Genomic DNA, 15,186 nt, shown 5'->3' with positions numbered 1-15,186 from the left:
AGCGATGTGGGGCTGTACAGCTACGGCGCACAGGGGGCGAACGCGGTGCGGCCGCATGCAGTGCAGAGCATCGAAGGCGCAGCAGCCAACGGCTACGGCTTCGACGCGAACGGCAACCTCGCCAGCGCGACCGCAGGCAAGTACCGTGGCATCACCTACACCGGCTTCAACCTGCCGAACAGCCAAGCGGGCTTGCAAGGGCCTGCAGGCGGCCCGAGCTACACCTGGAACTACGACGAGGACCATGCCCGCATCCGAGAGGTTCGGACGATCCCGAGCGGTACCAACGCGGGCACCCGAACGACGTGGTACCTGCATCCGGACAACACCGGTGGACTGGCCTTCGAGAGCGAGGTCAATGCGCCGACGAGCCCGAGCGCAGCGAACCCTGCGATCACGAGCAACCGCCACTACCTGAGCGCAGGTGGCCAGAGCCTCGGCGTGCTGGTCACCACCGGAGCGCTACCGGCACTCGGCGTCCCGCAGACCGCCCCGCCCCTGCAATCCAGCCTGAGCGCGGTGAAGCTGGAGTACTGGCACAAGGATCACCTGGGCAGCATCGCGGCGACGACGGATCACAACGGCAACGTGACGGCCCGCGACGCGTACGACCCGTTCGGCAAGCGCCGCTTCGTCAACGGCAACCACGACGCCGCCGGCACGCTGGTGATCGACTGGAGCCCGGCCGTCAACAGCGGCACCGACCGCGGCTTCACCGGCCACGAGCAGCTCGACGACATCGGCCTCACGCACATGAACGGGCGGCTGTACGACGCAGCCCTCGGGCGGTTCCTGTCCGCAGACCGGGACGTGACGAAGCCCTATGAACTGCAGAGCTACAACCGCTACAGCTACGCAAGAAACGACCCCCTGGCGCGTATTGATCCGAGCGGCTGGGGCAACTTCCCAAGCAAGACCTGGGAGCCCGAGCTCTTCGTGATGGAGCAGGTGAAGATCACCGGAAGCGGTGGCCCCACGCTCCCGGCCCCGAACCTGACCTGCACATCGTCGTGCCTGGGAGGGCTCTTCAGGCCGGGGCCGCCGAACTTCGTGCTGATGGCCGCACCAGGCACGCCAGCTCAGAAGTCGTTCCAGCAGGGCCTGAACGCGGGGGCCGCCACAACCACGAGAGTGGTCGGCGGGATTCGCGAGCACGTCCACAAGGAAGCCGAGAACGGATCGGTTATGTGGAAAATGGTCGATGCGGTACTGTCTGTCGGCGATTCCGAGGAACAGGCCGCTGATGGGTTGTCGACCGAGACAGGCAACAATGTTCCAAGCAAGGTTGGGCCAGGATCCTACGCGGGTGAGTCCGTTCCCGTTGGTACAACGTCGCGTCCTACGAAAGAAGAGCAGGAGAAGATCAACGAAATTGGTGATCGAGAGGGGTGCCACACCTGTGGAACAAAGGATCCAGGAACGAAGAGCAAAAATTGGGTTGGCGATCATCAGGATCCGACCAAACTCAATCCTGAAGGAAAATCGCAAAGGTACTACCCACAATGTCTCGGCTGCAGCAACGAACAAGGCGGGCGCATTCGATGGCTTCCGCGTCAATAAGTAGGTGACGCGAAAATGAAGTCAATTCTGTCGGGCGGTGGGCCTTTGATCTCCATCGAACTTGACGCTGTTGATCGTTGGCATGGCGTCTCCGGAAGCGCTGCATTGCCAAGTTTGACTGGATCTCTGAACGACTATCAGCGGGCCTGCACTATTCGCGACTACCTTGGCAAGTTGACCCTGGGGGATCGAACTGCGTTGGTACTCGGGGACATGCCGCTCGAAACATCAATCTGGCATCCACGGAACGAGCTCCCGAAAATCGTGCGTGTGTATTACGGCGATCCTGGTGCCGACATGGAAAATTTGCTTGAGTCAGCCGGCCCACTTGATTTCGGCGATCCCGCGGAGGTGCTGTCGATCGATTTCCAGTCCTCATCAATTGTGATTTTCGACTCTGCATACGCCGGATCAGATGCGGGCATTGAGCGGCTCTCGTTTTCGTTGCCGGTGGGCAAGTATCTTGTCGTCACGAAGCAGTTCCAGCCCGACAAGCGAACCTCAGTTCTCATCCACATGTTTGTTCCATCTCAGTAGGCGAGACGCAGTTCCGAAACACAGCGCCTTCAAGCGACCGAGAGTCAAGCTGCAGGCAGCACCGACAAGCGTGTCTTCGGCCACAGCTGTATCGGGTAGCCGGTCAGCGCGACAGCTGTCGATCGAGTCGCCAGACAGGCTCATCCAACTCAAGCGCACTACGTGATCGCGTCCAGCAACTCGCTCTCGATCTCGATCTGAGTGCGGTTCTGCTGCAGCGCCGAACCATCGATCAGGAACGTATCTTCGACCCGCTCCCCCAGCGTCGTGATCTTCGCGAGCTGCAGGTTGATGTGGTGGCGCGCCAGCACCCGCGAGATCGCGTACAGCAGCCCGGAGCGGTCGCTGGTGGACACCGACAGCAGCCAGCGCTGGCCGCGCTCGTCCGGGCGCAGCAGCACCCGCGGCGTGATCGGGAACGACTTCACGCGGCGCGACAGCCGGCCGCGGCTCGGGTCCGGCAACGGGCCCTCGGCCTTCAGCGCGAGCGCCGCCTGCGTCTCCACCAGCGAGATCAGGTCGCGGTAGTGCTGCTCCATCTGCGGGCTGATCACCTGGAAGGTGTCGAGCGCATAGCCGGCGCGCGTGGTGTGGATCTTCGCGTCCAGGATGTTGAAGCCGGCGCCGTCGAAGTAGCCGCAGATGCGCGCGAACAGGTCGGGCCGGTCGGGCGCGTACACCAGCACCTGCAGCCCTTCGCCCACCGACGACAGCCGCGCCCGCACGATCGGTTCGGTGCTCGTCACGTGGCGGAACAGCGAGCGCGCATGCCAGGCGATGTCGCCGGCGTCGTGGCGCGCGAAATAGCTCAGCTCCAGCGTCTTCCACAGCGGCACCTCGGTGCCCGGCAGCAGCGAGTACAGGTTCAGCGTGTGCCGCGCATCCTGCCGGCGCGCCTCGATCTCGGCGTCCATGTTCGGCGTGGCGCCGCCCAGCGCGCGCAAGGTCAGCCGGTACAGGTCCTCGAGCAGCTTGCCCTTCCAGGCATTCCACACCTTCGGGCTGGTGCCGCGGATGTCGGCCACCGTCAGCAGGTACAGCGCGGTCAGCCGGCGCTCGGTACCCACCAGTTGCGCGAAGTTCTCGATCACCTCGGGGTCGCTCAGGTCTTCCTTCTGCGCGATGCGCGACATCGTCAGGTGGCCCTTCACCAGGAACTCGGCCAGCACGGTGTCGTCCTTGTCGAGTCCGTGGTCGCGGCAGAAGCGCCGCACCTCGGTGGCGCCCAGGTCGGAGTGGTCGCCGCCGCGCCCCTTGGCCACGTCGTGGAAGAGGGCGGCGATGTACAGCACGTACGGCCGGTCCCAGGTGGAGGCGAGTTGCGAGCAGAACGGGTACTCGTGCGCATGCTCCGGGATGAAGAAGCGCCGCACGTTGCGCAGCACCATCAGGATGTGCTGGTCCACCGTGTAGACGTGGAACAGGTCGTGCTGCATCTGCCCGACGATGCGCCGGAACACCCACAGGTAGCGGCCCAGCACGCTGGTCTGGTTCATCAGCCGGAAGGCATGTGTCTGGCCCTCGGGCTGCTGCAGGATCTGCATGAAGATCGCGCGGTTCGCCGGATCGCGCCGGAAATCGCCGTCCATCACCTCGCGGGCGTTGTACAGCGCCCGCAGCGTGCGCGCCGACAGGCCCTTGATGCCGGGCGTCTGCTGGTAGACCAGGAAGGTCTCGAGGATGGTGTGCGGCTCGCGCTCGTACAGGTCGTCGCTCGCCACCTCGAGCATGCCGGCGCGGTCGAAGAAGTGGGTGCCGATCGGGCGCATCGGCGCGTCCTGCGAGCCGTTGATGCGCTCCTCGATGTTCAGCACCAGGATCTGGTTCAGCTGCGTCACCGCCTTGGCCGCCCAGTAGTAGCGGCGCATCAGCTGCTCGGATGCGCGGCGCATCTGCGTGGTCTCGTAGCCGRAGCTCTCGGCCACCGCGGTCTGCAGGTCGAACACCAGCCGGTCCTCGCGGCGGCCGGCCACCATGTGCAGCCGCGCGCGGATCAGGCGCAGCAGGCCCTCGTTACGCTGCAGCTGCTTCACCTCGAACGGCGTGATCAGCCCCTTCGTCGCGAGCTCGGTCCAGGTGCGGCCCAGGCCCGCCGCGCGCGCGATCCAGATCACCATCTGCAGGTCGCGCAGGCCGCCGGGGCTTTCCTTGCAGTTCGGCTCCAGCGAGTAGGGCGTGTCCTCGTACTTCTGGTGGCGCTGGCGCATCTCGAGCGTCTTCGCGCGCAGGAAGGCCTTCGGGTCCATCGCGGCGGCATTGGCGCGGCGGAAGGCGTTGAACACGCGCTTGGAGCCGCACAGGTAGCGCGATTCGAGCAGCGCGGTCTGCACCGTCACGTCGCCATGCGCCTCGGCGACGCATTCGTCGACGGTGCGCACGCTGGAGCCGATCTCCAGCCCCAGGTCCCAGCAGGCGGTGATGAAGCCCTCGACCGAGGATTTCAGCGCATCGTTGTCCGAGCCCGGCGCGCCGATGCGGGCGTTGTGCAGCGCATCGCCGGGCGGCAGCAGCACCAGCACGTCGACATCGGAGTGCGGGTACAGCTCGGCACGCCCGTAGCCGCCGACGGCCAGCAGCGCGGCCCCGGGCGGCATCATCGCGTGCTGCCACAGGCCGAGCAGCGTCTGGTCGACATGGCGGGCCAGCGCCCGCACCAGCCGGGTCGCGGCCGGCGCGGTGGCGCGCGACTCGCGGAAGTGCGCCATCAGCGCCGCCTTGCCCTCGCGGAAGCGGCTGCGCTGTTCGGCCAGGCTGCGCGCGGCAGCCGGCACCGGTGTGTCCACCGTCATCGCCATCGGGGCCACCGTCAGGCGGTGGTGGTCGCGGACGGGGCTGCGGCCGCGGCCGTCACGAAGGCCGGCGGCGGCGGGCTGCCCGCCGACAGCGTCAGCACCTCGTAGCCGGTCTCGGTGACGAGCACGGTGTGCTCCCACTGGGCCGACAGCGAGCGGTCTTTCGTGACGATGGTCCAGCCGTCGCCGGCCTCGCGGATGTCGCGCCGGCCGGCATTGATCATCGGCTCGATCGTGAACACCATGCCGGGCACCAGCTCCTCGAGCGTGCCCGGGCGGCCGTAGTGCAGCACCTGCGGCTCTTCATGGAACTTGCGGCCGATGCCGTGCCCGCAGAACTCGCGCACGATCGAGAAGCCGGCGTTCTCGGCGAAGGTCTGGATCGAGTGGCCGATGTCGCCCAGGTGGATGCCCGGCTTCACCTTGACGATGCCCTTCCACATGGCGTCGTAGGTCATCTGGCACAGCCGGTTCGCGGCGATCGAGCCGTGGCCGACGACGAACATCCGGCTGGTGTCGCCGTGCCAGCCGTCCTTGATGACGGTCACGTCGATGTTGACGATGTCGCCCGCCTTCAGCGGCCGGTCGTTCGGGATGCCGTGGCAGACCTGGTGGTTGATCGAGGTGCAGATCGATTTGGGGTAGGGCGTGTAGCCCGGCGGCGCGTAGTTCAGCGGGGCCGGAATGCCTTGCTGGACGTCCACGATGTGGTCGTGCGCCAGCTTGTCGAGCTGCTCGGTGGTGATGCCCGGCTTCACGTGCGGCGTGAGCATGTCCAGCACTTCGGAGGCCAGCCGGCCGGCGATCCGCATGCCTGCGACATCCTCGGCGGTTTTGATCGTGATCGTCATGGGGCGGAATTATTGCACCGACCCCCGTAAAATCCCGGGTTTCCACCGGCAGTCCCTGAACACGACCCGGTCTCCAGAACCCGAAGCTGGCCCCCAACGTGACGTCCACACCCAAGCATCTGCTGCACTTCGAGGGCGGCAACGCCTTGTCCGCCTTCCGCGCCCAGGCCCTGCTGCCGCGGCTGCAGGCGATCAGCCCGCGCATCACCGCCGTGCACGCCCGGCACGTCCACTGGGTGTGGAGCGACCAGCCGCTGCCGCGCGACGCCCACGACAAGCTCGCTGCGCTGCTGACCTATGGCGATGCTTATGTGGGTCCCTCCGGGCCTGCCGACGGCGCGCTCGTGCTGGTGGCGCCGCGCCTGGGCACCGTCTCGCCGTGGGCCAGCAAGGCCACCGACATCGCCCACAACTGCGGCCTCGCGATCCGCCGCGTCGAACGCGTGACGGAATACCGCCTGGTGCTCAAGACCGGCCTGGCCGGCCTGCTGGGCGCCGCCAAGCCGCTCGAGGCCGGCGAGTTGCAGCAGGCGGCCGCGCTGCTGCACGACCGCATGACCGAGAGCGTGCTGCTGCAGCGGGCTGACGCCGCCCACCTGTTCGACGAGCAGGCCGGCCGTGCGATGGAGCATGTCGACGTGCTCGGCCAGGGCCGCTCGGCACTGGAGGTCGCCAACAAGAACTTCGGCCTGGCCTTGAGCGACGACGAGATCGACTACCTGGTCGCCGCCTTCACCGGCCTGAAGCGCAACCCGACCGACGTCGAGCTGATGATGTTCGCGCAGGCCAACAGCGAGCACTGCCGGCACAAGATCTTCAACGCCCGCTTCACGATCGACGGCATCGAGCAGGAGCGCTCGATGTTCGCGATGATCCGCAACACCCACCAGCTCGCGCCGCAGCACACGGTGGTGGCCTACAGCGACAACGCGTCGGTGATGGAAGGCGGCCCCACGGAACGCTGGCTGCCGCAGGGCTACACCAACGCGCCGCTGTACGGCCCGCGCGAGGAAACGGTGCACGTGCTGATGAAGGTCGAGACGCACAACCACCCGACGGCGATCTCGCCGTTCCCGGGTGCGTCGACCGGCGCCGGCGGCGAGATCCGCGACGAGGGCGCGACCGGCCGCGGCTCCAAGCCGAAGGCGGGGCTCACTGGCTTCAGCGTCTCGAACCTGCACCTGCCCGGCACCAGCGAGCCCTGGGAGCAGTCGCCCTACGGCAAGCCCGAGCACATCGCGAGCCCGCTGCAGATCATGGTCGACGGCCCGCTTGGCGGTGCCGCGTTCAACAACGAGTTCGGCCGGCCCAACCTGGCCGGCTACTTCCGCGTCTACGAGCAGACGGTCGGCGGCCAGCGCCGCGGCTACCACAAGCCGATCATGATCGCCGGCGGCCTGGGCAGCATCTCCGACAGCCAGACGCACAAGCTGCAGTTCCCGGCCGGCACGCTGCTGATCCAGCTGGGCGGCCCCGGCATGCGCATCGGCATGGGCGGCGGCGCGGCCAGCTCGATGGCGGCCGGCGCCAACGCGGCCGAGCTCGATTTCGATTCGGTGCAGCGCGGCAACCCCGAGATCGAGCGCCGCGCGCAGGAGGTCATCAACCACTGCTGGGCGCTGGGTGAATCGAACCCGATCCTCGCGATCCACGACGTGGGTGCCGGCGGCATCTCGAACGCCTTCCCCGAGCTGGTCGACGGTGCCGGCCTGGGCGCGCGCTTCGACCTGAGCCAGGTGCCGCTGGAGGAGAGCGGCCTCGCGCCGAAGGAGATCTGGTGCAACGAGAGCCAGGAGCGCTACGTGATGGCGGTCTCGCCCGAGGCGCTGCCGATCTTCCGCGCGATGTGCGAGCGCGAGCGCTGCCCGTTCGCGGTGGTCGGCGTGACGACCGCAGCGAAGCAGCTGGTGCTGGACAACCCCGGCAGCGATGACACGCCGATCGACATGCCGATGGAAGTGCTGCTCGGCAAGCCGCCGAAGATGCACCGCGACGTGAAGCGCGTCGAGCGCACGCTGCCGGCGCTGCAGCTGACCGACGTGTCGCTCGGCAAGGTGGCCTTCGACGTGCTGCGCCACCCGACCGTGGCCAGCAAGCGTTTCCTGATCACGATCGGCGACCGCACCGTCGGTGGCCTGAACCACCGCGACCCGATGGTCGGGCCGTGGCAGGTGCCGGTGGCCGATTGCGCGGTGACGCTGGCGGATTTCCGCGGCTTCCGCGGCGAGGCGATGAGCATGGGCGAGCGCACGCCGCTGGCCGCGCTCGATGCGCCGGCCTCCGGCCGCATGGCGGTCGCCGAGGCCATCACCAACCTGCTGGCCGCGCCGATCGAGCTCGAGCGCATCAAGCTCAGCTGCAACTGGATGGCCGCCTGCGGCGAGCCGGGCGAGGATGCGGCGCTGTACGACACCGTGCGGGCCGTGGGCATGGAGCTGTGCCCGGCGCTCGGCATCAGCGTGCCGGTCGGCAAGGACAGCCTGTCGATGCGCACGCGCTGGAGCGACGAGGGCGAGGGTCACACAACCGCGAAGCAGGTCACCGCACCGGTCTCGCTGATCGTCACCGCCTTCGCGACGCTGGCCGACGTGCGCGGCACGCTGACGCCGCAGCTGCAGCCCGGCGACACGACGCTGGTGCTGATCGACCTCGGCCAGGGCCGCAACCGCATGGCCGGCTCGATGCTGGCGCAGGTACTGAACCAGTTCGGTGACGAAGTGCCCGACCTCGATGACCCGGCGCTGCTGAAATCGCTGGTCGCCGCGATCAACCAGCTGCGCAGCCAGGGCCGCCTGCTGGCCTACCACGACCGCAGCGACGGCGGCCTCTGGGCGGCGGCCTGCGAGATGGCCTTCGCCGGCCACCTGGGGCTGAGCCTGAACGTCGACATGCTGGTCACCGAAGGCGATGGCATCGCCGACAGCCGCGCCGAGCACGGCGACTCGAAGAACTGGGCCGGGCAGGTCGGGGCGCGCCGCGCCGAGCTGACGCTGAAGGCCTTGTTCAACGAGGAGCTGGGCGCCGTGATCCAGGTGCGCACCGACGCTCGCAACGAGGTGATGCAGGTGCTGCGCGAGCACGGCCTCTCGAAGCACAGCCACGTGATCGGCAAGACCAACGAGCGCGGCATCGTCGAGATCTGGCGCGACGCGAAGGCGGTGTTCAGCGCACCGCTGCGCGAGCTGCACCAGGCCTGGGACGACGTCAGCTGGCGCATCGCGAAGCTGCGCGACAACCCGGCGTGCGCCGACGCCGAGCACGAGGCCGCCGGCCGCACCGAAGACACCGGACTGCACCTGCAGCTGGGCTTCGACCCCGCGGCGCCGATTGCGCCGTACGTCAACACCGCCCGCCCGAAGGTGGCGATCCTGCGCGAGCAGGGCGTCAACAGCCACCTCGAGATGAGCTACTCGATGGCGCAGGCCGGCTTCGACACCTTCGACGTGCACATGAGCGACCTGCAGACCGGCCGCGCGCGCTTCGACCAGTTCCAGGGCTTCGTCGCCTGTGGCGGCTTCAGCTACGGCGACACGCTGGGGGCCGGCGAAGGCTGGGCGCGCTCGGTGATGTTCAACCCGGTGCTGGCCGAGCAGTTCGCGGCCTTCTTCGGGCGCAGCGACACCTTTGCGCTCGGCGTGTGCAACGGCTGCCAGATGATGGCGGCGCTGTCGCCGATCATCCCCGGCGCGCAGGACTGGCCGAAGTTCACCCGCAACCGCAGCGAGCAGTTCGAGGCCCGCCTCGCGCAGGTCGAGGTGCTCGAGAGCCCGTCGATCTTCTTCAGCGGCATGGCCGGCAGCCGGCTGCCGATCGCGGTGGCGCACGGCGAAGGCTTTGCCGATTTCTCGCAGCGCGGCGACGCCGCCACCGTGAAGCGTGCGATGCGCTTCGTCGACCACACGGGCCGGCCGACCGAGGCCTACCCGGCGAACCCGAACGGCAGCCCCGACGGCCTGACGGCCGTGACCACCGGCGACGGCCGCTTCACGGTGCTGATGCCGCACCCGGAGCGGGTGTTCCGCAACGTGCTGATGAGCTGGACCTCGGGCGACATTTCCGCCCACAGCCCGTGGATGAAGATGTTCCACAACGCGCGCCGCTGGATCGGTTGAGCGGACCAGGGAGAACAACGATGCACAGCAAGCCAGTCCGCTACCTCGTGCTGATCGACGCCGCCGGCGCATCGATCGCGCGGCTGTTCGACGAGCAGCTGCACCAGCTCAACGAGATCGATGGCGGCTCCGAAGAGGTGGCGGTGATGGTGCGCGGCCTCACGCCGGCGCACTCGGCCAACGACGCTGCGTGGGCGCAGGCGCTGCGCGGCCACAGTGCCGCCGAGCGTGCTGCGGCCCGTGTCTACACCCTCGACGTCTGAGAACGATCCCATGCCCCATTGCATCCTCGAGTGCACGAAGTCGGTCGCGGCCCAGGTGCCGGTCGAGCGGATGATGCGTGCCGTGCACGACGCCGCACTCGCCAGCGAGCTGTTCACCGTCGGCGACGTGAAGATCCGCGTGCTGGTGCACGAGCACAGCCTGGTCGGCGGCATGAACGCCGATTTCGTCCATGTGTTCGCCTACGTGCTGACCGGGCGCAGCGAGGCCGACCGCAAGAAGCTCTCGGCCGCGATCGTGCGCGGGCTCGCGGCGCTGCTGCCGCAGGTGCAGGCCGTCTCGTGCGACGTGCGCGAGATGGAGCGCGCGACCTTCAGCAACCGGCGCAACGCCGGCCTGGACGCGTGACGGGCGTGACGAGCGAGTCGCCGCCCGCCAGCCGGACACCGCTGCCGTGCGTCACGATCGTGATGCCGACCTACAACCGCGCCGCGCTGCTGCCGGGCACGATCGACGCGGTGCTGGCGCAGACCTTCGGCGATTTCGAGCTGATCGTCGTCGACGACGGCTCGGGTGACGACACCGCCGGCGTGCTCGGGCGCCGCTATGCCGACGAGCCGCGGCTGCGCTACCTGCGCAAGCCGAACGGCGGCGTGTCGTCGGCCCGCAACCTGGGCTTGGCGCACGCGCGCGGCGAGTTCATCGCCTTCCTCGATTCCGACGACCTGTGGCAGCCGTGGAAGCTGCAGCTGCAGGTGGCCGCGCTGCGGGCACTGGCGCCGCACGGCGTCGGCATGCTGTGGACCAACCTCGACGTGGTCGACGAGCACGGCAAGCTCGTCAAGCAGGCGCACCTGCGCGATGCGTACTCGGCCTACGGCCAGCTCGCGAAGCACGGGATCGCGGTGTTCGAGCACGAGGCGGGGCTCGCCGAGCTCGTGCCCGATGCGCAAGAGCCGCAGGCCGGCATCCGCGTGTACTGGGGCGACGTGCGCTCGCGCATGCTGATCGGCAACCTGTGCCAGCCGTCGACGCTGATGCTGACGCGCGAGCGCGCCGATGCGATCGGCGGCTTCGACGAGAGCATGGTGTCGGGCGAGGACCATGCCTACCACCTGAAGGCGAGCCGCGCCGGCCCGGCCGCGCTGCTGGACGCGAGCGCCGTGCTGTACCGCAAGGGCGCCGCCGACCAGCTGACCCAGCCGGCCTACCGCTGGATGATCGCGAGCAACTACCTGAAGACGCTGCTGCCCGAGGTGGAGCGCGAACGCGCGCGCCACGGGGGCCGGCTCGACCTGCCGCCGGCGCTGCTGACCGAGACGATCGCGAGCGCCTACGAATGGGTCGGCATGGAGATGTGGTACCGCGAGGACTACGCGGCCGCGCACCGGCATTTCGGCGACAGCCTGCGGCAGCGCTGGAAKCAGCCGAAGCTGTGGGCGCTGTACCTGGTGACGGCGGTGCCGCCCGGGGCGATCGACTTCCTGCGGCAAACCCTGCGCCGCCTGCGCCGGGGATGACGACCCCTCGGTCGATGAGTACATCGACCGATCCCCCGAGGGGATGCGGGCCGGCTTGGGGCGGCCCGGCGCTCGACCCGCTAGCATACGAGCCATGGGCCACCACACCATCCGCTCGCTGCTCGTCGACCTGTCGACCCCGTTCGAGCGGCGCTGGGCCGGCGGCGATGCCTTCCTGACGGCGTTCTTCAACGCGCTGTCGATGAGCTTTCCGGTGGGCGAGCAGTTCTTCATCGATGCGGTGCGGGCCGCCGCGAAGGCCTTGCCGGCCGACGTGCAGRCCGGCTTCGCCGACGAGGTGCAGGGCTTCGTCGGTCAGGAGGCGACGCACCGCCGCATCCACGGCCTGTTCAACGGCCAGCTCGAAGCGCAGGGCCACCGCAACACCTGGGGGCCGCGCGCGGCGCGGCGCATCGCGCGCTTCCAGCGCATGAGCGGCGACCCGCGCCATGCGCTGGCGGTGACGGCCGGCTACGAGCACTTCACCGCGATCATGGCGGCCTGGATGCTGCAGCACCCGCAGCGGCTCGACGGCACCGAGGCGCGGCTGCGCACGATGTGGCTGTGGCACGCGTCCGAGGAGACCGAGCACCGCAGCACCGCGTTCGACGTCTACCGGGCCGGCGGTGGCAACCACCGCTGGCGCATCCGCTGGTTCCGCGTCGTCACCTTCTTCTTCGTCACCGACGTGATGCGCCAGACGCTGCGCAACCTGTGGCACGACGGCGCGCTGCTGCAGGGCGGCACCTGGCGCAGCGCCTGGCGCCTGCTGTTCGCGAAGGGCGGGCTGGTGCGCGAGACCTTCAAGCCATGGCGGGCGTACTTCCGGCCGGATTTCCACCCGCTGCAGCAGGACGAGCCGCGCGCCGCGGCGTGGCTGCGCGAGAACGCGGGGCAGTTCCGCGAGGTGCAGTGACCAAGGCCCGGGCTCAGGCCCGGCGCCGCACGCGCCATGCCAGCAGCCCGATGCCGAGCGCCATCGTCAGCGCGGTCGCCGGTTCCGGCACCGCCGCCAGCGGCGAGCTGAACGCGAACACCTCGAAGGCGGCGAACAGCGGCAGGCTGCTGTTGTTGTGCACCGTCAGCGACAGCACGCCGAACGAGTCGGCGCTGTAGGTGAAGTCATCCGGGCTGGCGACGCGCCCCTGCGAGCCTGCGTAGTAGTCGAACGGATCCCGGTTCAGCATCCACGCCCTCAGCGAGACCTCGTGCCGATAGGCCTGCTCGTCGCGCAGGCTCAGTGTCGCGACGTTGAAATGCTCGTCGTCGACGGTCTCGGTCTGGTAGTGGGTCGTCAGCGGATTGAAGTCGCTGCGCGTCAGGGTGGCAATGCCCGAGATCGTGATCGACGCGAACGGGTCCAGCTTCAAGGCCCGGTACCAGCTGATGTCGGCATCGGCCCCGTCGGTGGGCAGGTCGGTTCGCCAGCTCACGCCCAGCTGGTCGGGGCCGGAATGCGCCTCGGTCGACAGCACCGAACCGGGCAGCGGTGCCTGCTGCAAGGCGCCGACCCCGAACGGCGGGCTGAAATCCAGGCCGTTCTGGAAGGTGTAGCCGAGGTCGTGGCGGACGTTGTCGCCGTTCGCATGCCCGCTCGACAGGCTGGCGCGGGTCCAGTTGCCCGTCCACCAGGTGCCCACGCTGCCGGGCAGGCGGGGCGCGTCCGGCGTCGGCGCCAGCGTGGTCAGCGACAGCGGGTCCAGCGTGAACGAGGCGCTGCCGTACGCCTCGGCCTGCGCCAGGCCTGCCGCGCCGAGTCCGGCGAGCCCGGCGAGCAATCCCCCGAGCAGGCGGGCCAATGCATGGATCTTCATCGTCGATCTCCCGGTGGGCCCCGGGCGATGGCTCGGGTCGGCGGAACCTCGGGCAAACGGCGTGCCCGCACGGCCTCGCAACGGGAAAAGACCTAGTCATTTCTACGTACCGCCGCCGCGGCCTACGTAACGCCGTACGTAGTACGCTTCGCGGCTGATTTCCATTGCGCAGGAGACGCTCCATGAACAAGGTGTACGCCAGTGCCGCCGACGCCCTGAAAGGCATCGTGCGCGACGGCCAGTTGCTGGCCGTCGGCGGTTTCGGGCTGTGCGGCATTCCCGAGGCCCTGATCGGCGCGCTGCGCGACAGCGGCGCGAAGAACCTGACGGTGATCTCGAACAACGCCGGTGTCGACGGCTTCGGCCTCGGCCAGCTGCTCGAGACGCGCCAGATCAGCAAGATGATCTCCAGCTACGTCGGCGAGAACAAGGAGTTCGAGCGCCAGTACCTGGCGGGCGAGCTCGAGCTCGAGTTCACGCCGCAGGGCACGCTGGCCGAGAAGCTGCGCGCCGGCGGTGCCGGCATTCCGGCCTTCTTCACGAAGACCGGCGTCGGCACGCTGGTGGCCGAGGGCAAGGAAACCCGCGAATTCGACGGCGCCGTCTACGTGATGGAGCGCGCGCTGCTGCCCGAGGTGAGCCTGGTGAAGGCGCACAAGGCCGACCGCAGCGGCAACCTGGTGTTCCGCCGCACGGCGCGCAACTTCAACCCGGCGGTCGCGATGGCCGGCAAGATCACGGTGGTCGAGGTGGAAGAGATCGTCGAGACCGGCACGCTCGACCCGGACGTGGTCCACCTGCCGGGCATCTACGTGCACCGGCTGGTGCTGAACGCGCACCCCGAGAAGCGCATCGAGAAACGCACGATCACTGAAACGGCAGGGAGCTGACCATGGCCTGGACCCACGATCAAATGGCCGCCAAGGCCGCCGCCGAGCTGCAGGACGGCTTCTACGTGAACCTCGGCATCGGGCTGCCGACGCTGGTCGCCAACCATGTGCGCAGCGACATCGAGGTGTGGCTGCAGAGCGAGAACGGCATGCTGGGCATCGGCCCGTTCCCGACCGAGGACCAGGTCGATGCCGACCTGATCAACGCCGGCAAGCAGACCGTCACCACCATCCCCGGCTCGTCGATCTTCGGCTCGCACGACAGCTTCGCGATGATCCGCGGCGGCAAGATCAACCTCAGCATCCTCGGCGCGATGCAGGTGAGCGCGAAGGGCGACCTCGCCAACTGGATGATCCCCGGCAAGATGGTCAAGGGCATGGGCGGCGCGATGGACCTGGTGGCCGGCGTGCCGCGCGTGCTGGTGCTGATGGAGCACGTCGCGCGCAAGAAGGACGGCAGCGAGGACCTGAAGATCCTGCCGGCCTGCACGCTGCCGTTGACGGGGGTCGGCGTGGTGAACCGCATCATCACCGACCTGGCGGTGCTCGACGTGACGCCGCAGGGGCTGAAGCTGGTCGAGATCGCTCCGGGTGTGTCGCGCGAGGAGCTGCAATCGAAGACCGGGGTTCCGATCTTGTAGGTTCTTGCATCGGCGCGGAAGGCGCGTGCGGGGAGGCTGTGGCTCGCCGGCCGGGTCGGTCATCGCCCCTTGGGGGCGATGACTTCCCTCCGCTGACTGGTTTCATGGCCCGTCGCCCAAACTCCCGCCACTCACTTCGTTCGTTGTGGTCAAACAGTGGGCGACAGTCAGTGCACGAAGCGTGCTGCGCACGCGGGCCATGAAACCAGCCAGCTCCGGCGCCCCGGCTTTATTGGCGCTCCACAGC

Annotated in this window: 12 protein-coding genes; 9 read left to right on the top strand and 3 right to left on the bottom strand. The window is 68.5% G+C overall.

Features of this window, described 5'->3' with window-relative positions:
• On the top strand, window positions 1-1,560 hold a 1,560-nt coding region (locus AC1DXV_RS21700), incomplete at its 5' end, for an RHS repeat domain-containing protein (protein WP_477935485.1).
• Between the two features lie 15 nt (window positions 1,561-1,575).
• Complete coding sequence (locus tag AC1DXV_RS21695) at window positions 1,576-2,097, top strand: Imm21 family immunity protein (protein ID WP_477872052.1); 522 nt, start codon at window positions 1,576-1,578, stop codon at window positions 2,095-2,097.
• Between the two features lie 158 nt (window positions 2,098-2,255).
• Here the strand turns inward: AC1DXV_RS21695 and AC1DXV_RS21690 are convergent, their stop codons facing one another.
• Together AC1DXV_RS21690 and map are read right to left on the bottom strand one after the other, a co-directional pair.
• On the bottom strand, window positions 2,256-4,886 hold the full coding sequence (locus tag AC1DXV_RS21690; RefSeq protein WP_477935487.1) for a [protein-PII] uridylyltransferase: 2,631 nt from the start codon (window positions 4,884-4,886) through the stop codon (window positions 2,256-2,258).
• Window positions 4,887-4,903: 17 nt separating this feature from the next.
• Entirely contained in the window at window positions 4,904-5,740 is an 837-nt protein-coding gene (map, locus tag AC1DXV_RS21685; RefSeq protein WP_047513551.1) for a type I methionyl aminopeptidase, read from the bottom strand.
• A 98-nt stretch (window positions 5,741-5,838) separates the two neighbouring features.
• Between map and purL the strand changes: the two genes are divergently transcribed.
• From purL to AC1DXV_RS21660, 5 genes are all read left to right on the top strand, one after another.
• Window positions 5,839-9,852, top strand: coding sequence for a phosphoribosylformylglycinamidine synthase (gene purL, locus AC1DXV_RS21680; RefSeq protein WP_477935483.1), 4,014 nt, complete (start codon window positions 5,839-5,841; stop codon window positions 9,850-9,852).
• 20 nt (window positions 9,853-9,872) lie between these two features.
• Entirely contained in the window at window positions 9,873-10,115 is a 243-nt protein-coding gene (locus tag AC1DXV_RS21675) for a hypothetical protein (RefSeq protein ID WP_477868810.1), read from the top strand.
• A 10-nt stretch (window positions 10,116-10,125) separates the two neighbouring features.
• On the top strand, window positions 10,126-10,482 hold the full coding sequence (locus AC1DXV_RS21670; RefSeq protein ID WP_477868812.1) for a 5-carboxymethyl-2-hydroxymuconate Delta-isomerase: 357 nt from the start codon (window positions 10,126-10,128) through the stop codon (window positions 10,480-10,482).
• Window positions 10,483-10,487: 5 nt separating this feature from the next.
• The gene (locus AC1DXV_RS21665; RefSeq protein ID WP_477935481.1) at window positions 10,488-11,594 is read left to right on the top strand and encodes a glycosyltransferase family 2 protein; all 1,107 of its coding nucleotides are present in this window, start codon (window positions 10,488-10,490) and stop codon (window positions 11,592-11,594) included.
• A gap of 94 nt (window positions 11,595-11,688) precedes the next feature.
• A complete protein-coding gene (locus AC1DXV_RS21660) occupies window positions 11,689-12,510 on the top strand; it encodes a metal-dependent hydrolase (protein WP_477935479.1) in 822 nt (273 codons plus the stop codon).
• 13 nt (window positions 12,511-12,523) lie between these two features.
• On the opposite strand, the gene AC1DXV_RS21655 is transcribed toward AC1DXV_RS21660, so the two are convergent.
• Window positions 12,524-13,408 (bottom strand): PEP-CTERM sorting domain-containing protein, encoded by an 885-nt coding sequence (locus tag AC1DXV_RS21655; RefSeq protein WP_477869995.1) that lies wholly within the window; start codon window positions 13,406-13,408, stop codon window positions 12,524-12,526.
• Window positions 13,409-13,590: 182 nt separating this feature from the next.
• On the opposite strand from AC1DXV_RS21655, the gene AC1DXV_RS21650 reads away from it, so the two are divergent.
• Together AC1DXV_RS21650 and AC1DXV_RS21645 are read left to right on the top strand one after the other, a co-directional pair.
• Window positions 13,591-14,298, top strand: coding sequence for a CoA transferase subunit A (locus tag AC1DXV_RS21650; RefSeq protein ID WP_477869997.1), 708 nt, complete (start codon window positions 13,591-13,593; stop codon window positions 14,296-14,298).
• 2 nt (window positions 14,299-14,300) lie between these two features.
• The gene (locus AC1DXV_RS21645; protein WP_047513531.1) at window positions 14,301-14,939 is read left to right on the top strand and encodes a 3-oxoacid CoA-transferase subunit B; all 639 of its coding nucleotides are present in this window, start codon (window positions 14,301-14,303) and stop codon (window positions 14,937-14,939) included.
• The last annotated feature ends 247 nt before the right edge of the window (window positions 14,940-15,186 follow it).

Source organism: Rhizobacter sp. P3_C12 (assembly GCF_056402735.1).
The sequence above is the reverse complement of the archived record's forward strand: the minus strand, read 5'-3'. Positions and strand labels throughout refer to the sequence as shown.